This window comes from Actinokineospora guangxiensis (genome assembly GCF_042657845.1).
Taxonomy (GTDB): domain Bacteria; phylum Actinomycetota; class Actinomycetes; order Mycobacteriales; family Pseudonocardiaceae; genus Actinokineospora; species Actinokineospora guangxiensis.
The window spans coordinates 81,294-106,031 of sequence record NZ_JBHSKF010000017.1 but is presented as its reverse complement, the minus strand read 5'-3'; the positions used below and the strand labels follow the sequence as shown (position 1 = coordinate 106,031).

At 72.3% G+C, this 24,738-nt stretch carries 25 protein-coding genes; 18 read left to right on the top strand and 7 right to left on the bottom strand.

Annotated elements, in window-relative coordinates; all coding sequences use genetic code 11:
* Positions 1–31: 31 nt before the first annotated feature.
* The 8 genes from ACFPM7_RS26100 to ACFPM7_RS26065 are packed head-to-tail and all read left to right on the top strand — an operon-like array spanning position 32 to position 8,552.
* The gene (locus ACFPM7_RS26100; RefSeq protein ID WP_378250429.1) at positions 32–1,201 is read left to right on the top strand and encodes an inositol-3-phosphate synthase; all 1,170 of its coding nucleotides are present in this window, start codon (positions 32–34) and stop codon (positions 1,199–1,201) included.
* Positions 1,198–2,028, top strand: a complete 831-nt coding sequence (locus tag ACFPM7_RS26095; RefSeq protein WP_378250428.1) for an SCO3242 family prenyltransferase — start codon at positions 1,198–1,200, stop codon at positions 2,026–2,028. Before ACFPM7_RS26100 ends, ACFPM7_RS26095 begins: the two co-directional genes overlap by 4 nt.
* Positions 2,025–3,410, top strand: coding sequence for an EboA domain-containing protein (locus tag ACFPM7_RS26090; protein WP_378250427.1), 1,386 nt, complete (start codon positions 2,025–2,027; stop codon positions 3,408–3,410). The genes ACFPM7_RS26095 and ACFPM7_RS26090 overlap by 4 nt, the downstream gene beginning before the upstream one ends.
* A complete protein-coding gene (locus ACFPM7_RS26085) occupies positions 3,407–4,270 on the top strand; it encodes a TatD family hydrolase (protein WP_378250426.1) in 864 nt (287 codons plus the stop codon). The genes ACFPM7_RS26090 and ACFPM7_RS26085 overlap by 4 nt, the downstream gene beginning before the upstream one ends.
* Entirely contained in the window at positions 4,267–5,358 is a 1,092-nt protein-coding gene (gene eboE / locus ACFPM7_RS26080) for a metabolite traffic protein EboE (protein WP_378250425.1), read from the top strand. The genes ACFPM7_RS26085 and eboE overlap by 4 nt, the downstream gene beginning before the upstream one ends.
* Positions 5,355–6,704, top strand: a complete 1,350-nt coding sequence (locus ACFPM7_RS26075) for an alkaline phosphatase family protein (RefSeq protein WP_378250424.1) — start codon at positions 5,355–5,357, stop codon at positions 6,702–6,704. Before eboE ends, ACFPM7_RS26075 begins: the two co-directional genes overlap by 4 nt.
* A complete protein-coding gene (locus ACFPM7_RS26070; RefSeq protein WP_378250423.1) occupies positions 6,701–7,705 on the top strand; it encodes a sugar phosphate isomerase/epimerase family protein in 1,005 nt (334 codons plus the stop codon). Before ACFPM7_RS26075 ends, ACFPM7_RS26070 begins: the two co-directional genes overlap by 4 nt.
* 22 nt (positions 7,706–7,727) lie before the next feature.
* Positions 7,728–8,552 carry a sugar phosphate isomerase/epimerase family protein gene (locus tag ACFPM7_RS26065; protein ID WP_378250422.1) on the top strand — a complete coding sequence of 275 codons (825 nt, stop codon included), beginning with the start codon at positions 7,728–7,730 and terminating at the stop codon, positions 8,550–8,552.
* 80 nt (positions 8,553–8,632) lie between these two features.
* Here ACFPM7_RS26065 and ACFPM7_RS26060 read toward each other — a convergent pair whose 3' ends face one another.
* Positions 8,633–9,163: a DUF6886 family protein gene (locus tag ACFPM7_RS26060; protein WP_378250421.1), complete on the bottom strand. Its 531-nt coding sequence runs from the start codon at positions 9,161–9,163 to the stop codon at positions 8,633–8,635.
* A 140-nt stretch (positions 9,164–9,303) separates the two neighbouring features.
* On the opposite strand from ACFPM7_RS26060, the gene ACFPM7_RS26055 reads away from it, so the two are divergent.
* Complete coding sequence (locus ACFPM7_RS26055; RefSeq protein ID WP_378250420.1) at positions 9,304–10,803, top strand: hypothetical protein; 1,500 nt, start codon at positions 9,304–9,306, stop codon at positions 10,801–10,803.
* 101 nt (positions 10,804–10,904) lie between these two features.
* On the top strand, positions 10,905–12,020 hold the full coding sequence (locus tag ACFPM7_RS26050) for an ROK family transcriptional regulator (RefSeq protein WP_378250419.1): 1,116 nt from the start codon (positions 10,905–10,907) through the stop codon (positions 12,018–12,020).
* 63 nt (positions 12,021–12,083) lie between these two features.
* On the opposite strand, the gene ACFPM7_RS26045 is transcribed toward ACFPM7_RS26050, so the two are convergent.
* Genes ACFPM7_RS26045 through sdhC form a run of 4 tightly spaced genes read right to left on the bottom strand, consistent with a single transcriptional unit; the run spans position 12,084 to position 15,451 of the window.
* The gene (locus ACFPM7_RS26045) at positions 12,084–12,860 is read right to left on the bottom strand and encodes a succinate dehydrogenase iron-sulfur subunit (RefSeq protein ID WP_378250418.1); all 777 of its coding nucleotides are present in this window, start codon (positions 12,858–12,860) and stop codon (positions 12,084–12,086) included.
* On the bottom strand, positions 12,860–14,611 hold the full coding sequence (sdhA, locus tag ACFPM7_RS26040; RefSeq protein WP_378250417.1) for a succinate dehydrogenase flavoprotein subunit: 1,752 nt from the start codon (positions 14,609–14,611) through the stop codon (positions 12,860–12,862). Before sdhA ends, ACFPM7_RS26045 begins: the two co-directional genes overlap by 1 nt.
* Positions 14,612–14,624: 13 nt before the next feature.
* Complete coding sequence (locus ACFPM7_RS26035; protein ID WP_378250416.1) at positions 14,625–15,035, bottom strand: succinate dehydrogenase hydrophobic membrane anchor subunit; 411 nt, start codon at positions 15,033–15,035, stop codon at positions 14,625–14,627.
* Between the two features lie 5 nt (positions 15,036–15,040).
* On the bottom strand, positions 15,041–15,451 hold the full coding sequence (sdhC, locus tag ACFPM7_RS26030) for a succinate dehydrogenase, cytochrome b556 subunit (protein ID WP_378250415.1): 411 nt from the start codon (positions 15,449–15,451) through the stop codon (positions 15,041–15,043).
* Positions 15,452–15,760: 309 nt separating this feature from the next.
* Between sdhC and ACFPM7_RS26025 the strand changes: the two genes are divergently transcribed.
* The 7 genes from ACFPM7_RS26025 to ACFPM7_RS25995 all read left to right on the top strand — a co-directional run bounded on the left by ACFPM7_RS26025 (position 15,761) and on the right by ACFPM7_RS25995 (position 23,008).
* A complete protein-coding gene (locus ACFPM7_RS26025; RefSeq protein WP_378250414.1) occupies positions 15,761–16,036 on the top strand; it encodes a hypothetical protein in 276 nt (91 codons plus the stop codon).
* A gap of 277 nt (positions 16,037–16,313) precedes the next feature.
* The gene (locus tag ACFPM7_RS26020) at positions 16,314–17,360 is read left to right on the top strand and encodes a BMP family lipoprotein (protein WP_378250413.1); all 1,047 of its coding nucleotides are present in this window, start codon (positions 16,314–16,316) and stop codon (positions 17,358–17,360) included.
* A 72-nt stretch (positions 17,361–17,432) separates the two neighbouring features.
* Positions 17,433–18,977: an ABC transporter ATP-binding protein gene (locus tag ACFPM7_RS26015; protein WP_378250412.1), complete on the top strand. Its 1,545-nt coding sequence runs from the start codon at positions 17,433–17,435 to the stop codon at positions 18,975–18,977.
* A complete protein-coding gene (locus tag ACFPM7_RS26010) occupies positions 18,974–20,101 on the top strand; it encodes an ABC transporter permease (protein ID WP_378250411.1) in 1,128 nt (375 codons plus the stop codon). The genes ACFPM7_RS26015 and ACFPM7_RS26010 overlap by 4 nt, the downstream gene beginning before the upstream one ends.
* Complete coding sequence (locus ACFPM7_RS26005; protein WP_378250410.1) at positions 20,098–21,348, top strand: ABC transporter permease; 1,251 nt, start codon at positions 20,098–20,100, stop codon at positions 21,346–21,348. Before ACFPM7_RS26010 ends, ACFPM7_RS26005 begins: the two co-directional genes overlap by 4 nt.
* Positions 21,345–21,728: a cytidine deaminase gene (locus ACFPM7_RS26000; RefSeq protein ID WP_378250409.1), complete on the top strand. Its 384-nt coding sequence runs from the start codon at positions 21,345–21,347 to the stop codon at positions 21,726–21,728. Before ACFPM7_RS26005 ends, ACFPM7_RS26000 begins: the two co-directional genes overlap by 4 nt.
* Before the next feature lie 5 nt (positions 21,729–21,733).
* Positions 21,734–23,008, top strand: coding sequence for a thymidine phosphorylase (locus tag ACFPM7_RS25995; RefSeq protein ID WP_378250408.1), 1,275 nt, complete (start codon positions 21,734–21,736; stop codon positions 23,006–23,008).
* A gap of 3 nt (positions 23,009–23,011) precedes the next feature.
* Here the strand turns inward: ACFPM7_RS25995 and ACFPM7_RS25990 are convergent, their stop codons facing one another.
* Positions 23,012–23,683, bottom strand: a complete 672-nt coding sequence (locus ACFPM7_RS25990; protein WP_378250407.1) for a DUF429 domain-containing protein — start codon at positions 23,681–23,683, stop codon at positions 23,012–23,014.
* On the opposite strand from ACFPM7_RS25990, the gene ACFPM7_RS25985 reads away from it, so the two are divergent.
* A complete protein-coding gene (locus ACFPM7_RS25985; protein ID WP_378250406.1) occupies positions 23,682–23,996 on the top strand; it encodes a hypothetical protein in 315 nt (104 codons plus the stop codon). The genes ACFPM7_RS25990 and ACFPM7_RS25985 overlap by 2 nt on opposite strands.
* Here the strand turns inward: ACFPM7_RS25985 and ACFPM7_RS25980 are convergent.
* On the bottom strand, positions 23,988–24,698 hold the full coding sequence (locus ACFPM7_RS25980) for a TetR/AcrR family transcriptional regulator (protein WP_378250405.1): 711 nt from the start codon (positions 24,696–24,698) through the stop codon (positions 23,988–23,990). The genes ACFPM7_RS25985 and ACFPM7_RS25980 overlap by 9 nt on opposite strands.
* Between the last annotated feature and the right edge of the window lie 40 nt (positions 24,699–24,738).

Below are 24,738 nucleotides of genomic sequence, written 5' to 3'. Positions count from 1 at the left end.
TCCCCCCGGCCCCGGCAGGAAGGGGAAGGCGATGACGGTGTCCGCATCGGGGCGCGTTGGCCTGTGGCTGGTCGGCGCGCGGGGCTCGGTCGCGACCACGGCGGTGTGCGGGCTGGCGGCGCTGCGCGCCGGGCTCGCCCCGGCGACGGGCTGCGTGACCGAACGGCTGCCGGGGGCCGTGCTGCCCGCCTGGGACGACATCGTCGTCGGCGGGCACGACCTGGTGACCACCTCGTACGAGAAGCGCGCCGAGCACCTCTCGCGCGCGGGCGTCATCCCGCACCACCTGCTCGCCCCGGTCGTCCCGGCGCTGCGCGCCGCCGACGCCGAGGTCCGCGACGGCTACCACCCGACGACGCACCGCGGGCCCCAGGCGCTCGCGGTGCGCCGCCTGGCCGCGGACCTGGAGACCTTCCGCTTCAAGCACGAGCTGGAGCGCGTCGTCGTGGTGAACGTCGCCTCGACCGAGCCCCCGGTCCCGCACGTGCCCGCCTTCGAGTCGTGGTCGGCGCTGTCGGCGGCCCTGGACGACCCGGCCCTGTCGGTGCTGCCCCCGAGCAGCGTGGCCGCCTGCGCCGCGCTGACCGCGGGCTGCTCCTATGTGGACTTCACCCCGTCGACCGGCGTCGCGATCCCGGCGCTGGACGAGCTGGCCAGGCACAACGGCGTCCCGTACGCGGGCCGCGACGGCAAGACCGGCGAGACCCTGCTGCGCACCGCCCTGGCCCCGATGTTCACCGACCGGGCCCTGCGCGTGCTGTCCTGGTCGGGCACCAACCTGCTCGGCGGCGGCGACGGCGCCACCCTCGCCGACCCGGCGTCGGCGGCCAGCAAGCTGCGCTCCAAGTCCGACGGCCTGGCCACCCTCCTCGGCGGCCCGGTCAGCGCGCCCCTGCACATCGACAACGTGCCGGACCTCGGCGAGCAGAAGATCGCCTGGGACCACGTCACCTTCGAGGGCTTCCTGGGCGCCAGGATGAGCCTGCAGTTCACCTGGACCGGCCTGGACTCCGCCCTGGCCGCCCCCCTGGTCCTGGACCTGACCCGCCTGCTGGCCGCCGCGCACGCGTCCGGGATCAGCGGTGTGGTGCCCGAGCTGGGCTTCTTCTTCAAGGACCCCTTGGGCTCCGAGGAACACCGCTTCGACCACCAGAGCGCCACCCTCACCGCGTGGGCCCAGACCCTGGGTGGTGCCCGGTGAGGGCCTACGTCGAACTCGTGCGCGCTCCGGCGGCGCTGACCGTCCTCGGCGACACCGTCGCCGGGGCCGCCTTCGCCGGTGGGCTCCCGGGCCGCGCCGCGCTGCTGCCGCTGGCCTCGGTCGCCTTCTACTGGTCCGGCATGGCCCTCAACGACTGGTCCGACCGCGCCCTGGACGCCGACGAACGGCCGGAGCGGCCCATCCCGTCCGGGCGGGTCGAGCCGGGCACCGCGCTGGCGGTGGCCGCCGGGCTGACCGCGGCGGGGTTCGGGCTCGCCGCGGTCGCCGGGCGGCTCAGGGCCGCCGTGCCGCTGGCCGCCGCCGTCTGGGCCTACGACCTGCTCCTCAAGAACACCCCGGCCGGTCCGCTGGGCATGGCCGCCTGCCGCGGGCTCGACGTGCTGATGGGCGGCGGACGCCCCGCCCTGCCCGCCGCGCTCGCCATCGGCGGGCACACCCTCGGGGTCACCGCCCTCTCCCGCGGCGAGGTGCACGGCACCAGCACCGCCGTCGCCCGGGGCGTGCTCGGCGGGACGGCCGCCGCCGCGCTCGCCGCCGCGACCGGGCGCGCCCGGTCCTGGAGGCACCGCCTCCTCGGGACCGCCGGAGCCGCCGCCTACGCCGGGTTCGTCGGCCGCGCGCAGCTCGCCGCCGTCCAGGCGCCCGACGCCGTGACCGTCCGCACGGCCACCAAGGCGGGCATCCACGGCATGGTCCCGCTGCAGTCGGCGCTCGCCGCGCGCGCCGGGTCCGCCCGCGCCGCGCTGCTGGTGGCGTGCGCGCTGCCGCTGGCCCGCCGCCTCGGCAGGAAGGTGGGCCCGACGTGACCTACGACCTCGGCTACGGCACCAACGGCTTCGCCAACCACCGCCTCGATGACGCGCTCGCCGTGATCGCCGACCTCGGCTACACCGGCGTCGCCCTCACCCTCGACCACCACCACCTCGACCCCTACGGCCCCGACCTCGCCGCCGAGACCGCCAGGGTCGCGCGCAGACTCGCCGGGCTGGGCCTGCGCGTGGTCATCGAGACCGGCGCGCGCTACCTGCTCGACCCGACCCGCAAGCACCACCCCACCCTGGTCAGCGACAGCCAGGAGCGCCGGGTCGACTTCCTGCTGCGCGCCAACCGCATCGGCGCCGAGCTGGGCGCGGACTGCGTCTCGTTCTGGTCGGGCATCCGCCCCGCCGACATCGACGAGGACACCGGCTGGAAGCGCATGCGCGAGGGCGTGGCCCGCCTGCTGGAGGCCGACCCGGCCATCCCGTTCGCGCTCGAACCCGAGCCCGGCATGCTCGTGCAGCACCTGGCCGAGGCCCTGTCGCTGCGCACCGAGCTGGGCGGCCCCGAGCGCCTGGGCATCACCCTGGACGTCGGGCACTGCGTGGCCGTCGAGCCCGACGACGCCGCCACCTGCGTGCGGATGGCGGGCGAGCTGCTGCTCAACGTCCAGCTGGACGACATGGTGCACGGCGTGCACGAGCACCTGGAGTTCGGCGATGGCACCCTCGACCTGACCGGCACGCTGGCCACGCTCACCGAGATCGGCTACACCGGCCTGGCCGCCGTCGAACTGCCCCGGCACAGCCACGCCGCCCCCGACGTCGCCCGCCGCGCGCTGGCCGCGCTGCGCGCCGCCGCCGCCCCGCCGTGGCTGGTCGACGCCGAGGACGCCGTGCGCCGCGACCCGACCGCCATCCGCACGCTCTTCCCCGCCGTGGGCCGCCACGTCGGCCGGGCCCCGGCCCGCCCGCGGGTGGACCCGAACGGGGTCGTGCACGGCACCGTGGACGACGCCGCCCGCGCGCGGCTCGTCGCCGCCCTGCCCGACGCCGCCGAGCTGCCCGACCTCTACCGCTACGGCGACGACGCGGAGAAGCGCGGCGTGCTGCGCGGGCTCACCCCGGACACCGACCCGGCGGTCGGCCTGCCGATCGTGCTGGACGCGCTGCGCACCAACGACACCCGCATCGTCGGCGCCGCGCTCGGCCCGTTCGCCGCCGCCCACCTGGACCGCCACGCCTGGCGGCACGGGGTGCTGAAGTTCCTGTTCACCGGCATCCCGCTGGCCGCGGTCGCCCGGCTCGGCGAGCTGGCCGACGACGAGCTGGCCAGGATGGTGGCCGACTTCGCCGCCGAGCGCCAGGCCGCCGGACGCCCCGTCCCGGCCGACGCCGCCGACCTGCTGGGAAGGGCTGCCCGCGCATGAGGATCTTCGACCCGCACATCCACATGACCTCGCGCACCACCGACGACTACGAGGCCATGCACGCCGCGGGCGTGCGCGCCGTGGTCGAGCCCGCGTTCTGGCTGGGGCAGCCGCGCACCAGCGCGGACTCCTTCGCCGACTACTTCGACGCCCTGATCGGCTGGGAACGCTTCCGCGCCGCGCAGTTCGGCATCCGCCACCACTGCACGATCGCGCTCAACCCCAAGGAGGCCAACGACCCGCGCTGCACCCCGGTGCTGGAGCTGCTGCCGCGCTACCTCGGCAAGGACGGCGTCGTGGCGGTCGGCGAGGTCGGCTACGACTCGATGACCCCGGAGGAGGACGCCGCGTTCGCCCGGCAGCTGGAGCTGGCCGTGGAGTTCGGGCTGCCCGCCCTCGTGCACACCCCGCACCGCGACAAGGCCGCAGGCACCGCCCGCACGCTGGCCGTGGTGCGCGAGTCCGGCCTGGCCCCCGAGCGTGTCGCCGTCGACCACCTCAACGAGGTCACGGTGAAGGAGGTGCTGGACTCCGGCTGCTGGATGGGCTTCTCCATCTACCCGGACACCAAGATGGACGAGACCCGCATGGTCGCCATCCTCCAGCAGTACGGCACCGACCGGATGCTGGTGAACTCCGCGGCCGACTGGGGCCGCTCGGACGTGCTCAAGACGGCCAAGACCGCGCGGGCGATGCTCGACGGCGGCTTCTCCGAGTCCGATGTGGACAAGGTGCTGTGGCAGAACCCGGTGGACTTCTACGGGCAGAGCGGCAGGCTCAACCTGGAGGAGCTGCCCGGGTTCAGCCCGTCGGCGGAGACGTTCTCCGGCAACTCGGTGCTGCGCGGAGGTCGCCAGTGACATTCCGACGGACGCTGTCCTATTGCACCAACGTCCACCCGGCGGAGAGCGTCGAGGGCATCGTCGAGCAGCTGGACCGCTTCAGCGTGCCGGTCCGCGAGGCGCTGGGGGCCGACGTCCTGGGCCTGGGCCTGTGGCTGCCCGCCCCGGCGGCCCGGCACCTGGCCGCCGACCCGGCCGCGCGCCGCCGCTTCCGCGCCGAGCTGACCGCGCGCGGATTGGTCGTGCAGACGCTCAACGCCTTCCCCTACCGGGGTTTCCACGAACCGGTGGTGAAGCACTCGGTCTACCACCCGCGCTGGTCGGAGAAAGCCCGCCTGGACTACACCCGCGACTGCGCGACCGTGCTGGCCACGCTGCTGCCCGACGACGCCGAGTACGGCAGCATCTCCACACTGCCGCTGGGCTGGCGCACCGAGTGGACGACGGCCGACGACGCCCGCGCCACCGCCGCGCTGGCCGACCTGACCGACTACCTGCGCACCCTGGCCCGGCCCGTTCGCCTGGCCGTCGAGCCGGAGCCGGGCTGCGTGCTGGACACCGTCGCCGACGCGGTGGGGTGGCTGGCGCACCGCGTCGACCCGGAGTTCGTCGGCCTGTGCCTGGACACCTGCCACCTGGCGGTGTCCTTCGCCGACCCGGCGGCGGCGGTCGGCTCGATCGAGGACGCGGGCCTGCGGGTGTACAAGGTGCAGGCGTCCAACGCCCTGGAAGCGCCCGCGGGGGAGTCCGAGGCGCTGCGGCGCTTCATCGAGCCGCGCTACCTGCACCAGGTTCGCGCCCGCACCGCCGACGGGGCCGTGCACAAGGCCGACGACCTGCCCGCCGCCTACGCCGAGCTGCCCGCCGACGCCCCCTGGCGCGTGCACTTCCACGTCCCCCTGCACGCCGAACCGCAAGCCCCCCTGCGCACCACGACAGATGTCCTGCGCACCGCCGTCGCGAGCCTGGACGGCACACCGCACATCGAGGTCGAGACCTACACCTGGACCGTGCTGCCCGGCGGGGTGGTGCGCGAGGACCCGATCACCGGCATCGCCGAGGAACTGCGCTGGGCCGAGAACAACCTGGAAGGGGTGCGCGCGTGAAGCCGCTGGTCGTCATCGACGTCGTGGGGCTCACCCCGGCACTGCTCAGGCACATGCCGAACCTCGCCGCGCTTACCAGCCGCGCCGAGCTGGGCACCGTGCTGCCCGCGGTGACGTGCAGCGCGCAGTCCACCTTCCTCACCGGGCTCATGCCCAACCAGCACGGCATCGTCGGCAACGGCTGGTACTTCCGCGACCTCGGCGAGGTCTTCCTGTGGCGCCAGCACAACAAGCTGGTCCAGGGCGAGAAGCTGTGGGAGACCGCGCGCCGCGAGCACCCGGAGTACAAGGCCGCCAACATCTGCTGGTGGTACGCGATGGGCGCGAGCACCGACGTCACCGTCACCCCGCGCCCGATCTACCACGCCGACGGCCGCAAGTCCCCCGACGCCTACGTCCGCCCGCCGGAGTACCACGACCGGTTGGTGGCCGAGCTGGGCGAGTTCCCGCTGTTCCAGTACTGGGGCCCGACGGCGGCGCTGGCCTCCAGCCAGTGGATCGTCAAGGCGGCGCTGAAGACCTTCGCCGAGCACCGGCCCAACCTGCTGCTGGTCTACATCCCGCACCTGGACTACGACCTGCAGCGCTACGGGCCGTCCTCGCCGCAGGCGGTGCAGGCAGCCAAGGACGTCGACAGCGCCGTCACACCGCTGCTGGACCTCGACGCCGTCACCGTGGTGCTCTCGGAGTACGGCATCACCGACGCCGAACGGCCCGTGGACATCAACCGGGCCCTGCGCGAGGCGGGCCTGCTGGAGGTCTACACGCAGGCGGGCATGGAGTACCTGGACCCGTGGACCTCGCGGGCCTTCGCCGTCGCCGACCACCAGGTCGCCCACGTCTACACCGACGAGCCCGCCAAGGTCCGCGACCTGGTGGCGGCCCTGCCCGGGGTGGACGAGGTGCTCGACCGCGACGAGCAGGCCCGCTACGGCATCGACCACGAGCGCTCCGGCGACCTGGTGGCCATCGCCGAGCCCACGGCGTGGTTCACCTACTACTACTGGCTCGACGACGAGCGGGCCCCCGACTTCGCCCGCGGCGTCGAGATCCACCGCAAGCCCGGCTACGACCCGGCCGAGCTGTTCTTCAACCCGAGCGACCCGCTGGTCAAGGCCAAGGCGGCGGCGAACCTCGCGCGCAAGAAGCTGGGCCTGCGCTACGCCATGAACGTCGTCCCGCTGGACCCCGCGCCCGTGCGCGGCACCCACGGGCGCCTGCCCGAGACCCCCGACGACGGCCCCGTGCTGCTGTCCACCGCCGACCTCGGCGCCGACCGCTTCGCCGCGACCGACGTCCGCGACCTGCTGCTGTCCCTGCAGGGACTGAAAGGAAACGCACGATGAGCCGACCAGTGACCCTCTTCACCGGCCAGTGGGCTGACCTGCCCTTCGCCGAGGTCTGCGAGCTGGCCGCGAAGTGGGGCTACGACGGCCTGGAGATCGCCTGCTCGGGCGATCACTTCGAGGTCGACAAGGCGCTCGCCGACGAGGACTACGTGCCCGCCAAGCTGGCGCAGCTGGAGTCCCACGGCCTGAAGGTGTGGACGATCTCCAACCACCTGGTCGGCCAGGCCGTCTGCGACGACCCGATCGACTTCCGCCACCGCGACATCCTGCCCGCCCGCATCTGGGGCGACGGCGAGCCCGAGGGCGTGCGGCAGCGCGCCGCCGCCGAGATGGCCGACACCGCGCGCGCGGCGCGCAAACTCGGCGTGGACACCGTCGTCGGGTTCACCGGGTCCAAGACGTGGAAGTACGTGGCGATGTTCCCGCCGGTCTCGCAGGCGGTCATCGACGACGGCTACACCGACTTCGCCGAGCGCTGGAACCCGATCCTGGACGTCTACGACGAGGTCGGCGTGCGCTTCGCCCACGAGGTGCACCCCTCGGAGATCGCCTACGACTACTGGACGACCCGCAAGGCCCTCGACGCGCTCGGCAACCGGCCGGCGTTCGGGCTCAACTGGGACCCGTCGCACTTCGTCTGGCAGGACCTCGACCCGGTCGGCTTCATCCTCGACTTCGCCGACCGCATCTACCACGTCGACTGCAAGGACACGAAGAAGCGCTTCGACGGCCGCAACGGCCGCCTCGGCTCGCACCTGGCCTGGGCCGACCCGCGCCGCGGCTGGGACTTCGTCTCCACCGGCCACGGCGACGTCCCGTGGGAGCAGTGCTTCCGCGCCCTCAACGCCATCGGCTACACCGGCCCGATCTCGGTGGAGTGGGAGGACGCCGGCATGGACCGCCTCCGCGGCGCGGAGGAAGCCGTCCGCTTCATCCGCGACCTGCAGTTCGACCCGCCCACCACCTCGTTCGACGCAGCCTTCGCCACCGAACGCTGACCCCAGCGCAGAGGAGAAGCCCATGACCACCCGCCGCACGTTCCTGCGCGGTGCCGCAGCGGGCGCCGCCGCCATCGGCGCGGCAGCCGCCGTCCCCGGCACCGCCTCAGCGCACGGCTTCCGCCGCGTGCTGCGCGAGAGCATCAGCATCCAGCTGTACACGCTGCGCGGCATCATCGGCGACAACCCCGAGCCGGTGCTGGAAGCGCTGGCCGACATCGGCTACCGCAAGGTGGAGATGGCCGGCCTCTACGGCCGCACCGCCACCGAGATGGCCAGGATGCTGCGCCGCCACCACCTGCGCGCCACCTCCACCCACACCGGCCTCGACGGCGACCTCAACCAGGTCATCTCCGACGCCAGGACCCTGGGCCACCGCTACGTCGTGGTGCCCTACGTCAACTACCCGACCATCGCGGAGTGGACCGCCTTCGCCGACCGCCTGGAGAACGCGGGCAAGGTCCTGCGGCGGGCGGGCCTTCAGGCGGGATACCACAACCACGCGCACGAGTTCGAGCCGATCGACGGCAAACGCCCGATGGACGTCATCGCCCGCCGCACCACCGCCCGCAACGTCCATTTCGAACTGGACCTGTACTGGGCCGTGGTGGCCGAGGTGGACCCGGCGCGCTTCTTCTGGCAGCACCTGCCCCGGGTCCGCCAGTACCACGTCAAGGACCGCGCTGCGGACGGCGGCTTCGCCGACCTGGGCACGGGCACGATCGACTTCCGGAAGATCTTCGCCAAGACGTGGGTCCAGGAGTACATCGTCGAGAACGACCAGCCCGCGGACGCCCTCGTCACGGCCGAGGTGGGCTACAACTACCTGCGCGACCTGCGTTACTGATCCCGGGGTGCGGGCGCCGGGTGGTCCCCCCGCGCCCGCACCCCGTTCCCTCAGGGGTTCCCCCAGGGGGGGGGGGTTCCTCAGGGCAGTGCGTTGCGCAGGCGGATGCCGCTGAAGCCCAGGCTGCCGGCGACGACGGCGTCCCAGAAGGCGTGCAGGCGGGGCAGGACGCGCAGTTGGATTCCCGCGGCCTCGTGCAGGGCGAACAGGTCGCCGACCGGCTCGGGCGGGCCGAGCGGGATGACCGTGGTCGTGGCGACGTGAGCGCTGTCGCCTCGCGCGGTGAACTGGTCGGCGGGGAGGCGGTAGGCGTAGAGGCGGGTGGTGCGGATGGCCTCCAACCAACCGTGCTCGACGGCGTGGACGCGGTCGCCGCCGCCGGGGCCGAGGATGCGGTCCCGGTCGGCGGCGGTGGTGGCGGGCACCGCCCACGCCATCGCCCTCGGGCACTGGCGGGGAAACCAGTAGTCGGGGCAGTTCGCGGCGTCGACGGCCCAGACGTACGGCTCGGCCTGACGGGCGGTGCGGGCGACGTGGGGGGTGAAGGCGGTGATCGTGGGGTCTTCGGAGAAGTGCAGCACCTCGCCGGCTTCGGCGCGACCGTTGAGCATATGTCGATGATGCCGGGTCAGGCGATCGCCGGGGCGGGCCGCGCGGTCCATAGCCCTTTGCCTCGACGCGCTGCCCGTGTGAGAATCCCGCCGCCGGTGTGTCGGGGGAGTCCCACCGGGTACTGAGGGGAAAGTCGATCGTGAGAGTTCCTGTGCCGCCCAGGGCTGCCCTGGGCGCTTTCGTCGCGGCGTTGGTGGCCTCGGGGGTGACCGCGGCGCTCGCGCCGCAGGCCGCGGCCGCCACCGCCGGGGTCCTGCCGTCGAGTTGGGCGCAGACCGACGTCCGTGCGCCGCTGTCGGCCGTGACCAGCGGCTCGACCGTCCGGATCGGCGCCTGGGGCGGGTCGCGCGGCGAGTTCCACCTGTCGAAGGCGTACTTCACCTTCGACATCAGCGCCTTCGCGGGCGCGACGGTCAGCGGCGCCTCGCTCGTGCTGCCCGAGACCGCGGCCGCGGACTGCGCGAAGCCGCGGGCCACCGAGGTCTGGTGGGTCACCCCGACGCGCCCGCTGTCCTGGGCGTGGCAGCCGCGCGAGCGCGTGCGCCTGGCGGACCCGCCCACGACCTCCCTGTGCGTCGCCGAACCCCGGTGGGACGCCCGCGCCGTGGTCGACCGGGCCGTCGCCGAGGGCCGCGCCACCCTGACCGTCGCCGTGCGGATCGCCGCCGCCCGCCAGGGCGACCGCGCCTACGGCCGGACCATCACGACCAAGCCCGCGCTGATCGTCGACCACAACACCGCACCCCCGGTCCCGACGGCCGTGTCCCTGGTCAACGGCAGCGCCGGCACGCCCTGCGGTGATCAACCGCTGCTGTTCGGCCGCGGTGGCATGCGCGCCGCAGCGCGGGTCAGCGACCCCGACGGCGACTGGATCACCAGCCGCTTCGCCTTCTGGCCGACCGCGGACCCGTCGGCGCGGGTCGAGCGCGTGAGCGGCCGGACTCCCGGCGGACCGGTGCAGGTCGACCTGCCCGACGAGGTTCTCGCCGAGGGCGTCGAGTACGCGTTCTCCGTGCGCGCCGAGGACGACCTCGCGGCGTCCCCCTGGTCGCCGCCGTGCGTGTTCCACTTCGACCGCACCGCGCCCGAGCACGCTCCCGCGGTCACGTCCACGACCTACCTGGAGAACGTCAGCTACCCCGGCACCGGGGGCGTCGGCGTCGCAGGCGTGTTCACCTTCACCGGCGCCGACGTCGCCCGGTTCCTCTACGACAACGGCTCCGAGGCCTTCCAGTCGGTCGACGCCGTCGACGGCTCGGCGACGGTCACGCTGACCCCCGAGCGCGACGGCCCCGCGTACCTGCGGGTGATCGGCGTGGACGCCGCGGGCAACCGCACCGAGCCGACGTACTACCACTACTGGGTCCGCGACACCCGGCCCGTCATCGAGGCCCCGCGCGGGATCTACGGCACCCCGTTCCCGGTGACCTTCCGCGCCTCGCAGGAGGGCGCCGAGACCGCGCACTACACCATCGACGGCGTGACGACCTCCGTCCCGTTGGTCGACGGCACGGCCGGGGTCGAGCTGCTGATCCCGGCCCCGCCCGGCCCGGTGCTGACCGTCTGGACCACCACGTCCGACGGCACGGCGTCCCAGCGGGCTGTCCTGGACTTCGCGGGACCGATCGAGGAGACCTGACGGACCGCTCCGTCCGGAGAGGCCCCCACCCGGGTGGTGGGGGCCTCGCCGCGTCCGGGGATCGGGCATGATCGGACGACTGTCGGGTGCGGGGAGGCGGGGTGTCGGGTTCGGCGCGGGTGTTGCGGGGGATCAACGACGTGGCGGTGCTGCGGCACCTGCTGGCGCGCGGGCCGGTGAGCCGGGTGGTGCTGGGGGAGCTGACCGGGCTGACGAAGCCGACGGTCAGCCAGGTGGTGAAGCGGCTGGCGGCCGACGGGCTGGTGCGCTCCAGCGGGCACACCACCGGGAAGCCGGGGCCCAACGCGGAGCTGTACGCCGTGGACGCGGAGGCCGGGTTCGCGGCGGCGGTGTCGGTGCGGGCGGGGTCGCTGGTGGCGTCGGTGTGCGATGTGGCGGGGGTGGTCCGGGGGACGGCGGAGGTCACCGGTTTGGGTGATCCGGCGGCGGATGTCGCCGAGGCGGTGAAGGCGGCGGCCCGGCGCGGGCGGGTGGCGGTGGCGAGGCTGGGGGCGGTGCAGGTCGCGGTGCCCGGCGCGTACGACCCGGCGGCCGACGCGGTGCGCCTGGTCGACGTCGCGGGGTGGGACCAGCCGGGGGTGGGGCTGGCGATCGGCAGGCGGTTGCGGGCGCCGGTCGCGGTGGACAACGACGTCAACCTGGCCGCGGTGGCCGAGCGCTCGCGCGGCGCGGCGGCGGGGCTGGGCTCCTTCGCGCTGCTGTGGCTCGGCGAGGACGGGTTGGGTCTGGCCGTCGACCTCGCCGGGCGGCTGGTGCGCGGGGCCCGGGGCGGGGCCGGGGAGATCGGCTACCTGCCCGTCTCGGCAGGCGGGGACTTCCACGCCCTGGTCAGCGGGGCCGCCGTCCGCGACTTGGCCAAGGAGCACGGCCTCAGCGCCAGGACCGGTGCCGGTGCGGTGGCCAAGGCGTTCGCCACCGACGGGCACGACGGCTTTCGGCAGGCCCTGGCCCGGCGCGTCGCGCGCGGGGTCGCCGCGGTGGTCGCGGTGATGGAGCCGCCGGTGGTGGTGCTGGCGGGCGAGGTCGGCCGCGCCGGCGGCGAGCCGCTCTGCTGGGAGGTGCGCGCCGCCCTGGCGGAGCTGTCCGTCCTGGTCGCCGACATCGTCCCCAGCGCCGTCGACGGCGACACCGTCCTCACCGGCGCCGTCGAGGCCGCCCGCGAGCGGGTGTGGGCGGCGATCCTCGACAGCCGCTGATCACCCGTCGGAGGCGGAGAAGCCCCCGCCGCGAACGGCGAGGGCTTCCCGAGCGGGTCGGAGTCAGCGGCGGAACAGCAGTGCGCGCTTGACCTCTTGGATCGCCTTCGTGACCTGGATGCCGCGCGGGCACGCGTCGGTGCAGTTGAAGGTGGTGCGGCAGCGCCAGACGCCTTCGGCGTCGTTGAGGATGTCCAGGCGTTCCTGGGCGCCCTCGTCGCGGCTGTCGAAGATGAAGCGGTGGGCGTTGACGATCGCCGCCGGGCCGAAGTAGCTGCCCTCGGTCCAGAACACCGGGCAGGAGGTGGTGCAGCAGGCGCAGAGGATGCACTTGGTGGTGTCGTCGAAGCGCTCGCGGTCGGCGACGGACTGGATGCGCTCGCGGCTGGGCTCGTTGCCGTAGGTGATGAGGAACGGCTTGACCGCGCGGAAGGCCTCCATGAAGGGCTCCATGTCCACCAGGAGGTCCTTGTGGACGGGCAGGCCCTTGATCGGCGCGATGGTGATCGTGGTGTGCTTGCCCTTGGCCGCCATCAGGTCCTTCACCAGGACCTTGCAGGCGAGCCGGTTCACGCCGTTGATCTGCATCGCGTCCGAGCCGCAGATGCCGTGGGCGCACGAGCGGCGGAAGGTCAGCGTGCCGTCGATGTACCACTTGACGTAGTGCAGCAGGTTCAGCACGCGGTCGGTCGGGAGCGCGGGGACGCCGAAGGACTGCCAGGTCGGCTCGCTGTCGGTCTCCGGGTTGTAGCGCAGCATCTTCACCGTGACGGTGACGGCGCCGTCCGGCACCGGGGGCATGCTGCCGCGGATTCCCGCCTGCTCAGCTGTCGCGGTCATCAGTACTTGCGCTCCATCGGCTTGTACCGGGTGAAGGTCACCGGCTTGTAGTCCAACCTGATGTCGGACTTCAGGCCCTCGCCCTGCTTGTAGAACATGCTGTGGCGCATGTAGTTCGTGTCGTCGCGGTTGGGGTAGTCCTCGCGGGCGTGGCCGCCGCGGGACTCCTTGCGCTCCAGGGCGCCGACGACGAGGACCTCGGCCAGCTCCAGCAGGAAGCCCAGCTCGACGGCCTCCAGCAGGTCGGTGTTGAACCGCTTGCCCTTGTCCTGCACGGTGATGTTGGCGTAGCGGTCCTTGAGCGCCTGCACGTCGTGCAGGGCCTGCTTGAGGGTCTCCTCGGTCCGGTACACCGACGCGTTGGCGTCCATTGTGGCCTGAAGCTCGGTGCGGATGTCGGCGATGCGCTCGCTGCCGTGGTCCGACAGCAGGTGCTCGACCTGGCCTGCCACCAGCGCGCCGGGGTCGGCGGGCAGGTCGACGAAGCCGTGGCCGACCGCGTACTCCGCCGCGGCGATGCCCGCGCGGCGGCCGAAGACGTTGATGTCCAGCAGCGAGTTGGTGCCCAGGCGGTTCGCGCCGTGGACGGACACGCACGCGCACTCGCCCGCGGCGTAGAGGCCCGGCACGACGTTGTCGTTGTCGCGCAGCACCTCGCCGTGGACGTTGGTCGGGATGCCGCCCATCGCGTAGTGCGCCGTCGGGTAGACCGGCACCGGCTCCTCCACCGGGTCGACCGCGAGGTAGGTGCGGGCGAACTCGGTGATGTCGGGCAGCTTGGTCTCCAGGACCTCCGCGCCCAGGTGCGTGCAGTCCAGCAGCACGTAGTCCTTGTTCGGACCCGCGCCGCGGCCCTCCAGCACCTCCAGGGCCATCGACCGGGCGACGATGTCGCGCGGGGCGAGGTCCTTGATGGTGGGGGCGTAGCGCTCCATGAACCGCTCGCCGGAGGCGTTGCGCAGGATCGCGCCCTCGCCGCGGGCGCCCTCGGTGAGCAGGATGCCCAGGCCGGCCAGGCCGGTCGGGTGGAACTGGTAGAACTCCATGTCCTCCAGCGGCAGGCCCTTGCGGTACACGATGCCCATGCCGTCGCCGGTGAGCGTGTGCGCGTTGGAGGTGGTCTTGAAGACCTTGCCGAACCCGCCGGTGGCGAACACGACCGCCTTGGCCTGGAAGACGTGGATCTCGCCGGTGGCCAGCTCGTAGGCGACCGCGCCGGTGCAGACCGGGCCGTCCTCGGTCTCGGTCATGCAGATGTCGAGGACGTAGAACTCGTTGTAGAACTCGATGCCGTGCTTGACGCAGTTCTGGTACAGCGTCTGCAGGATCATGTGGCCGGTGCGGTCGGCGGCGTAGCAGGCGCGGCGGACCGCGGCCTCGCCGTGGTTGCGGGTGTGGCCGCCGAAGCGCCGCTGGTCGATCTTGCCCTCGGGCGTGCGGTTGAACGGCAGGCCCATCTTCTCCAGGTCGAGGACGGCGTCGATGGCCTCCTTCGCCATGATCTCGGCGGCGTCCTGGTCGACCAGGTAGTCACCGCCCTTGATCGTGTCGAAGGTGTGCCACTCCCAGTTGTCCTCTTCGACGTTGGCCAGCGCGGCGCACATGCCGCCCTGCGCCGCGCCGGTGTGCGAGCGCGTCGGGTAGAGCTTGGTGAGCACGGCGGTGCGGGTGCGCTGACCCGCCTCGATGGCCGCGCGCATGCCCGCGCCACCCGCGCCGACGATCACGACGTCGTACTTGTGGAACTGCATGACAGCCGCTTCCCTAGTTCGCGCTGATGTTCGGGTCGAAGGTGAAGATCACGTACGTGCCCAGCAGGAGGATGACCACCATCGAGACGTAGAGCATGATCTTCAGCCAGAACCGCGTCGAGTCCTTGCGGGCGTAGTCGTTGATGACGGTGCGCAGGCCGTTGCCGCCGTGGATCTCGGCCAGCCACAGCATCGACAGGTCCCAGATCTGCCAGAACGGGCTGGCCCAGCGCCCGGCCACGAAGGCGAAGTCGATGCGGTGCACGCCGCCGTCGACGATGTTCATGATGAACAGGTGTCCCAGCACGAGCACCACCAGCGCGACGCCGGAGATGCGCATGAACAGCCACGAGATCATCTCGAAGTTGCTGCGGCGCGCGGCGGGCCTGCGCGGGGAGCGGGGCTTGTCCAGTGCGACGGTCATGTCGGTCAGCCCCCGAACATCTCGGTGATCGTGCGCTCCAGCATGTAATAGGCGCCGGGGATCATCACCAGCACCCAGACGCCGAGGATCGTCCACAGCATCGGCCTCTGGTAGCGCGCGCCCTTCTCCCAGAAGTCCACGAGCATGATCCGGATGCCGTTGAGCGCGTGGTAGAGCACGGCCCCGACGAGGCCGACCTCCAGCAGGTTCACCAGCGGCGTCTTGTAGGTGGCGATGATCTCGTCGTACGCGTTCGGCGAGACGCGCACCAGCGCGGTGTCGAGCACGTGCGCGAACAGGAAGAAGAAGGTCGCCACACCGGTGATCCGGTGCGCCACCCAGGACCACATGCCGGGGTCGCCGCGGTACAGCGTGCCGCGCCCCGTCTTCCCGGTGGTGATGGCCGAGTCGGACATCGAGTACCGGACCTCCAACGTCGCTGATGGACAACTGGCCCGTTCGGATGCCTCACGAAACCGGCCGTGACCTGTCGGATGCTAGCCCCGTCCGACACGGAGCACCCAACGCGCCGATCCTCTCTGTGACCGAAGACGCACACGGGCGGTCATCCACAGGGCGCGAAGTTCGCCCCTCGATCAGGACTCCGGGGCGCGTGGCCTGGCGAAGGGGGCGGGTGGGCCTCCGGTGGGGATGCGGGGCTCCGGCATGGTTGTTTGTGCTGGTCACCGGGTGATTCCGAAGAATCGGAGTGCTCGGGTGGTGTGGTGCTGGACGGGGAAGACGTGCGCGATGGCGGGAAAGGCGACGCCGGGGGTGGCCGGGTCGGCCCGCGTCGGTGGGCCAGGACCAAGGCCACGCTGCGCTCGTCCGTGCCCATCCCGTGGGTGATCAGGTACGCGTGTTCTCCCAGGGCGGGCCTGGTGCGGGAGGTAGTGGTCGCTTGTGATGGTGGACACGTGGTGCGCGCCGCGCTCGACGAGACGGCGGGCGTGGCGACGATCCTCGGAACCGTCTCCACCATGGCGGACGACACCGCGTGATCCGGGGCACGTGGGTCGGCGTCAGCCGGGGATCGCTCGCCCGATCGGGACGGTCCGGTGAGGAAACCGCGACTTGCTTCGGCAAACGGTAACTCTGTGTATACCAATCGGGACCTGTGGTGCGACATGGAGTGCCGATTCGGTCGGATCCCCAACAATTGGGTCACGGCGAGCGCCTTGGGACAGGTAGGGGAATACCAGCGGGTACGGTCTCGCGGATAGCTAACGGAGACCCGGTTACCCCGGGGCACCTCGGAAGGAGAAAGCCTTGCGCCGAATGCGAGGAGTTCGTCTCGCCGCCGGGCTGTTCGCGCTGGGCCTCGGCCTGGCGTCTTGCGGCTCGGACACTGCTGAGCCGGGTGGCGGGGGCACCTCGGGCGCGCCTGCGCCGTCGTCGATCAAGGTCGGGCTGGCCTACGACATCGGTGGCCGTGGTGACCAGTCGTTCAACGACTCCGCCGCGCGCGGGTTGGACAAGGCCAAGGCCGAACTGGGCATCGAGTTCACCGAGCTGGAAGCCGCCCAGGGCGAGACCGACCCGCAGAAGGAAGACCGTCTGCGCCAGCTGGCCGAGAGCGGCCACAACATCATCATCGCCGTCGGGTTCGCCTACGAGACCTCCCTCTCCGCAGCCGCCGCGGACTACCCGGACGTCAAGTTCGCCATCATCGACAGCGAGGCCCCGGCCGCCGACAACGTGGCCAACCTGGTCTTCGCCGAGGAGCAGGGCTCGTTCCTGGTCGGCGTCGTGGCGGGCCTGAAGAGCAAGGCGGGCAACGTCGGCTTCATCGGCGGTGTCAACACCCCGCTGATCCAGAAGTTCGAGGTCGGCTTCGAGCAGGGCGTCAAGGCCGTCAAGCCGGACGCCACCGTGCAGGTCAAGTACCTGACCCAGCCGCCGGACTTCACCGGCTTCAACGACCCGGCCAAGGGCGAGACCTCCGCCAACGGCATGCTCGACGCGGGCGCCGACGTGGTCTACGCGGCCGCGGGCGGCTCGGGCTCCGGCGCCTTCAAGGCGGCCAAGGCCAAGGGCGCGCTGGGCATCGGCGTCGACTCCGACCAGTACAACCTGCCCGCCCTGGCGGACGTGAAGGACGTCATCATCACGTCGATGGTCAAGCAGGTCGACGTGGCGGTCTTCGACATCATCAAGTCGGTCAAGGACAACCAGTTCGCCAAGGGCAAGAAGGTCTACGACCTGGCCGCGGGCGGTGTGTCCTTCTCCACCAGCGGCGGCAAGATCGACGACATCGTCGCGCAGGTCGAGGAGTACAAGACCAAGATCACCTCTGGCGAGATCACGGTCAAGGCCACCAAGTAAGGAACTACCGCGGCGGACCCGGGCGATCTCTGCCCGGGTCCGTTCCGCTTCCCCTGCTACGTAAGGAACCCCGTGGCATCCGATCAACCGGGCGGCGACCCCGCCCTCGCCGTCGAGCTGACCGGGATCACCAAGCGCTTCCCCGGCGTCATCGCGAACTCCGACGTGAACATCGCGGTGCGCCCCGGCACCGTGCACGCGCTGGTGGGTGAGAACGGCGCGGGCAAGTCCACGCTGATGAAGATCCTCTACGGCATGCAGCAGCCGGACGATGGCCAGATCGCCGTCGACGGCAGACCGGTGCGGTTCAGCTCCCCCGGCGACGCCATCCGGGTCGGCATCGGCATGGTGCACCAGCACTTCATGCTCGCCGACAACCTGACGGTGCTGGAGAACGTGGTCCTCGGCGGTGAGCCGGGCAGCGCGGTCGCCCTGGACTTCGCCTCGGCGCGCAAGAAGATCAAGGAGATCTCCGACGCCTACGGGCTCGGCGTGCGCCCGGACAGGCTGGTGGACGAGCTGGGCGTCGGTGAGCGCCAGCGGGTGGAGATCCTCAAGGTCCTCTACCGCGGCGCGCGCATCCTCATCCTGGACGAGCCGACCGCCGTGCTGGTGCCGCAGGAGGTGGACGAGCTCTTCGGCAACCTGCGCGACCTCAAGGCCGAGGGCCTGACGATCGTCTTCATCTCGCACAAGCTGGACGAGGTCCTCTCCGTCGCCGACGACATCACCGTCATGCGCCGCGGCACCACGGTCGCCAGCGTGTCGCCGAAGGAGACCACCGCCCGCAAGCTCGCCGAGCTGATGGTCGGCAGCGCGCTCCCGGTGCCGGAGCTGCGCGACTCCACGGTGACCGACCGCGCGGTGCTGACCGTCGAGAACCTGACGCTGCGCGACGCCGACGGCCGCGCGGTGCTCGACAACCTCAGCTTCACCATCCACGCGGGCGAGGTGCTGGGCATCGCGGGCGTGGAGGGCAACGGGCAGGCCGAGCTGGTCGAGGCGCTCATGGGCATCCGCAAGCCGGACACGGGCTCGGTGCACCTCGGCGAGCGCGACATCACCCGCGACTCCACGCTGACCCGCCGCGAGGCGGGCATCGGCTACATCCCCGAGGACCGCCACCGCCAGGGCGTGCTGCTGGAGGCCACGCTCTGGGAGAACCGGGTGCTCGGGCACCAGACCCGCAAGCCGAGCGCGGGCGGGGCGCTCATCAACCGCCGCGCCGCCAAGGCCGACACCGAGCGCATCGTGCGCGACTACGACGTGCGCACCCCGGGCATCGAGGTGCACGCCTCGGCGCTCTCCGGCGGCAACCAGCAGAAGCTGATCGTCGGCCGGGAGATGTCGGGCGACCCGGTGCTGCTGATCGCCTCGCACCCCACGCGCGGCGTCGACGTCGGCGCGCAGGCCGCGATCTGGGAGCACATCCGCCGCGCCCGCGCCGAACACCTGGCGGTGCTGCTCATCTCCGCCGACCTCGACGAGCTGATCGGCATGTCCGACACGCTGGCCGTCATCCTGCGCGGCCGCCTCGTCGCCGACTACGACCCCGCGACCGTCACGCCGTCCGACCTCGGTTCGGCGATGACCGGAGCCGGGAGGGATGCCGAATGAGGACCCTGTCCGCGCGCTCGGTCCTGCTGGGCCTCGCCGCCCCGATCGGCGCGCTGCTGTTCTCGGTGCTGGTGTGCGCGCTGATCCTGATCATCTCCGGGCACTCCCCGGTGGCCACGGTGGACTCGATGGTGACCGCGGCCGGCAGGCCGCGCACCTCGATCAACTCGATCAACAGCGCCATCCAGTACTACCTGGCCGCGGTCGCGGTGGCGATCGGCTTCCGGATGAAGCTGTTCAACATCGGCGTCGACGGCCAGTACCGGCTCGCGGCGATGCTGTCCGCGGCGATGGCGGGCGCGGCGTTCATGGAGTCGCTGCCCGGGTTCGTCCGCGTCGCCCTGACCATCATCGCGGCCATGCTGGTCGGCGCGGTGTGGGCCGGGATCGCGGCGCTGCTGAAGGTGACCCGCGGCGTGAGCGAGGTGATCACCACGATCATGCTCAACGCCATCGCCACCTACCTGGTGTCCTACCTGCTCAACCCGGCGCGGCTGGCGGAGTCGGTGCCCGGGTCCAACAACATCAGCACCCCGGAGATCACCGAGGGCGGCCGGGTGCCGGGCATCGAGATCCCGGGCTCGACCTCGCCGCTGTTCGGCCTGGTCTTCCTGGCCGTGGCGGTCGGCTTCGGCTACTGGTTCCTCTTCGCCAGGACCCGGCTCGGGTTCGAGATCAAGGCGACCGGGCTCAGCGAGTCCGCCGCGGTGGCCAGTGGGGTCAGCGTCAAGAAGATGGTCATGGTCTCGATGCTGCTCTCCGGGGCGGTCGCGGGTCTGATCGGCATGCCGCAGCTGCTCGGCTCCTCGCACGCCTACGCGCTGGACTTCCCGCCGGGCCTGGGCTTCATCGGCATCGCGGTCGCGCTGCTGGGCCGCAACCACCCCATCGGCATGGCCTTCGCGGCGCTGCTGTGGGGCTTCCTGGACAACTCCTCCAACGCGCTGGACATCTCCGGTGTGCCGCGCGAGATCGTGCTGATCATGCAGGGCGTGATCGTGCTGTCCGTCGTCGTCGCCTACGAGCTGGTGCGCCGCTACCGCGTGCGCGCCGAGCAGCGTGACGTCGGCAGGGCGCTGAGCGCGAACAAGCAGGACGCCAAGACCGAGGAGGTGTCGGCATGAGCGGCGGACTCGCGGTGGTGGAGACCGCGGCGCCGGTGAAGCGCGGCAAGCCCTCACCGATGCTCTACGTGCTGATCGCGGTCGCGGCGCTGCTGGTGCTCTCCGCGGTGCGGGTGATCACCGGCGCGACCGACCTGACCGCGACCGGATCGTGGCAGGCGGCGCTGACGGCGGCCGTGCCGATCGCGATGGCGGGCCTGGCCGGTCTGTGGGCCGAGCGCGCCGGTGTGATCAACATCGGCCTTGAGGGCATGATGGTGCTGGGCACCTTCGGCGCGGGCTACGCGGGCTACCAGTGGGGGCCGTGGGCGGCCATCGGGTTCGGCGTGCTGCTGGGCGTGCTCGGCGGCGCCCTGCACGCGCTGGCGACGGTGACCTTCGGCGTCGACCACATCATCTCCGGTGTGGCCATCAACCTGCTGGCCCCCGGCGCGGCGCTCTACCTGTCCAAGCAGTTCTTCTCCGACGCGCCCGGCGGCGGGCAGAAGCAGTCCCCGCGCATCGCCGACGCGGAGAAGGTGTCGGTCCCGGGGCTGCCGGACCTGCTCGGCTCCGTCGAGCGCAAGGGCTGGTTCTTCGTCTCCGACGTCGCGGGCATCCTGCGCGGCCTGACGACGGAGGTGTCGCTGCTGACGCTGCTGGCGGTGGCGCTGGTCATCGGCTCGGTGTACGTGCTGTGGCGCACGCCCTTCGGCCTGCGGCTGCGCTCCTGCGGCGAGGCCCCGGTGGCGGCGGAGTCCCTCGGCGTCAACGTCTACAAGTACAAGTACTACGCCGTCGTCGCCTCGGGCGCTTTCGCCGGGCTCGGCGGCGCGATCCTGGCGGTCAGCTCGGGGCAGTTCCGCGACGGGCAGACCGGTGGCCGCGGCTTCATCGGCCTGGCGGCCATGATCTTCGGCAACTGGCGGCCAGGCGGAATGGCCACCGGCGCGGGTCTCTTCGGCTACACCGACGCGCTCGCGCTGCGCGGCTCGATCGCGGTGCACGCGCTGTTGCTGCTGCTGGCGATCGCGCTCGTCGCGGTCGCGGTGTGGCAGTACCGCCTGGGCGCGCCGGTCCTGTCCGGTGTGGCCGCCGCGATCGGCGTGGCGTTCGCCTGGTGGTACTTCTCCAGCGACGAGCTGCCGCCGGAGCTGGTCGGCACCGCGCCGTACGTGGTGACGGTGCTGGTCCTGGCGCTGGCCTCGCAGCGGCTGCGCACACCCAAGGCCGTCGGTGAGATCTACCGCAAGGGCCAAGGCAAGTGACCGATTGGGACGCCCTGCGCGCCGCGGCGGTGTCGGCCGCCGCGCTGGCCTACTGCCCGTACTCCGGGCTCCAGGTCGGCGCGGCGGCGCTGGTCGACGACGGTCGGCTGGTGACGGGCTGCAACGTGGAGAACGCCGCGTACGGCGTCGGGCTGTGCGCGGAGTGCGCGCTGGCGGGCCAGCTGCGGCTGACCGGCGGCGGGCGGCTGGTGGCGCTGGCCTGCCGCAGCGGCACCGGTGAGCTGCTGATGCCGTGCGGGCGCTGCCGCCAGGTCATCTACGAGCTGGGCGGGCCGGACTGCCTCATCGACACCCCGCGCGGCCCGCTGCCGATGTCGGCGGTGCTCCCCGACGCGTTCGGCCCGGAACAGCTACCGTGACGGCCATGCACACCGCTGTGGACGTCATCCGCGCCAAGCGCGACGGCAACAGGCTGACCGACGACCAGATCGACTGGGTCATCGCGGCCTACACCCGCGGCGACGTCGCCGACGAGCAGATGTCGGCGCTGGCGATGGCGGTGTTCCTCAACGGGATGGACGCCGCCGAGACGGCCCGCTGGACGGCGGCGATGATCGCTTCGGGGTCCACTTTGGACCTCAAGGTGGACAGGCCGACGGTCGACAAGCACTCCACCGGCGGCGTCGGCGACAAGATCACCCTGCCGCTGGCCCCGCTGGTCGCCGCGTGCGGGGCGGCGGTGCCGCAGCTGTCCGGGCGCGGCCTCGGACACACCGGCGGCACGCTGGACAAGCTGGAGTCGATCCCCGGCTGGCGGGCGCGGCTCTCCGACGCCGAGATCGCCGCTCAGCTGGCCGACGTCGGCGCGGTGGTGTGCGCGGCGACCGAGGGCCTGGCGCCCGCCGACCGCAAGCTCTACGCGCTGCGCGACGTCACCGGCACGGTCGAGTCGATCCCGCTGATCGCCAGCTCGATCATGTCGAAGAAGATCGCCGAGGGCGCCGACGCGCTGGTGCTGGACGTCAAGTGCGGGTCCGGGGCGTTCATGAAGACCCCCGGCGACGCCCGCGCGCTGGCGGCGGCCCTGGTGGAGATCGGCGTCGCCCACGGGCGCGAGGTCTCGGCGCTGATCACCGACATGTCGGTGCCGCTGGGCCGCGCGGTGGGCAACGCGCTGGAGGTCGCCGAGTCGGTCGAGGTGCTGCGCGGCGGCGGCCCGGCGGACGTGGTCGCGCTGACGGTGGCCCTGGCGAAGGAGATGCTGACGCTGGCCGGTCTGTCCGATGTGGACCCCGCCGAGGTGCTGGCGTCGGGGCGGGCCTACGAGGTCTGGGAGCGGATGATCCGCGCCCAGGGCGGCGACCCGGACGCCGAGCTGCCCGTGGCGCGGCACGTGCACGCGGTGAAGGCCGAGCGCGACGGCGTCGTGGCCTCGATGGACGCCTACGCCGTGGGCGTCGCGGGCTGGCGCCTGGGCGCGGGCCGGGCCCGCAAGGAAGACCCGGTGCAGGCGGCGGCAGGCGTGCTGTGCAAGGCCAAGCCGGGCGAGCGCGTCGCCGCCGGGGATGTCGTGCTGGAACTGCACACCGACACCCCGGACGCCGTCGACGGCGCCCTGGCCGCACTGCACGGCGCGTTCACCGTCGCCGACGACGCGCCCGCCCACGGCCCGCTGGTGCTGGACACGATCCGCGGGTAGGTCCTAGGCCCAGATGGCGGCCGAGAGGCCGTCGCTGAAGGTCTCGGGCGGGTCGGGGTAGCTGACGGCCTCGCCGAGGCGGACCCGGCGCGCGGTCCAGGCGAGGACGGCGGCGTCGAGGACGTCGTCCACCCCGGCCTGCTTCCCCGCCTCGCCGAGGTCGTCCGGCAGGACGATGCCCGCGCCCGCCAGCAGGGCGCGGCGGGCGGCGGCGCCCGCCCAGGTCTTCTTCCCGGTGACCAGGCGTTCCCCGGCCAGGTGCCGGAAGCTGACCTCCGGGTGGGCCTCGACCACCTCGCCGGGCGCGGTGGTGCGCACCCAGGCGTCGACCTCCAGGACCTTGGGGCGCAGCGAGTACGCCTGGATGGAGATGCCGCTGCCCGCGACGCGGCGGTTCACCTCGCTGGCGGCGGCGTGGTCGGTCTCGGCGATGGCGGCGCGGGTCGGGGTGAGGAACACCGAGGAGCCGACCTGCTTCTTGGCGAGCAGATCGGCTTGCCTGGTGCTGCCGTCCGGCAGGCCGATCGGCATGTCGACGGCGGTGATGTCCGCGGCTCCGGCCCGCTCGGCCAGCGCGGTGATGCTCGCGCCGAAGACCGCGTGGACCTCAAGGTCCTCCAGCACGATGCCGATCCAGCCCGACTTGCACGCGTCCACGCCCAGCACCCGGTCCATGCGCCCGATCGTCTCACCCCGGCGTGCCCGCGTGCTGCGGTTCGCGCTGCCGCTCGCCGCGCTCGCGCTGCTTGCGCCTGCGGCCCGGCCGGACGCCCGCCCGCATGCTGGCCGTCGCGGGGGTCTGCGCGGCGCTGCCGCCGGTGGCGGTGCTCGCCCCGGCCTCTACGAGCCGTGGATGTACGACGTGTTCGCCGTCGCCACGGTCACCGCCAATGTGCTGCTGCTGGTGGGGGTGCTGATCACGGTCATCGCCGTGGTCCTGGCCGCCGGTGCGCTCGGGGCGTTCGTCGCGCGGGAGCGGTCAGTCTGAGCGGACGCTCTCGGCGCCGTCGAGGATGCGCTCCAGGCCGAAGACGAAGTCGACGTCGGGGTCCTCGTCGGGGTCGAAGGTGAACACGCCCGCGCGGATCGCCTTCGTCAGCTCGGGGAACTCCGACTCGGTGACGACCGCGTCGAGCACCGCGCCGTAGTCGACCATCATCGTCTCGGGGTCGGCGTTGGCGGACTCCAGGTCGGCGCTGAGCGTCGCCCAGCTGCGGACGTAGCCGCTGAGCAGCAGGAGCACGGCCATCGCGTCGCCGGGGGCGAAGCCGGTCGCCAGCCGCAGGCCCGCCTCCATCCAGCGCAGCTGGTTCGGCGTGGCGGGCGGGCCGGTGATCGGCACCCGCATGATCCACGGGTGGGCGCGCAGCGTCGCCAGGTAGGAGCGGCTCCACAGCTCCAGGCCGCTGCGCCAGTCCTCGGCCGTCATCGGCGGCGGCGGGCCGCCCGCGCGGTCGAGCATGAGCGCGATCAGCTCGTCCTTGGAGCTGATGTAGCGGTAGAGCGACATCGGCTTGGTGCCCAGCTCGGTGGCGACCCGGCTCATCGACAGCCCCTCGATGCCCTCGGCGTCGGCGACGGAGACCCCGGCGGCGATGACGCGCTCCAGGCTCAAAGCGGGCTTCGGTCCACGGGTGGGTTTGCCCTGCTTGCCCCAGGCGGCGGCCAGGTAGCCAGGTAGCTCGGTCATGGTCCCCCGCAGGTCGTGGTTGACGGCCATCCTAGCTACT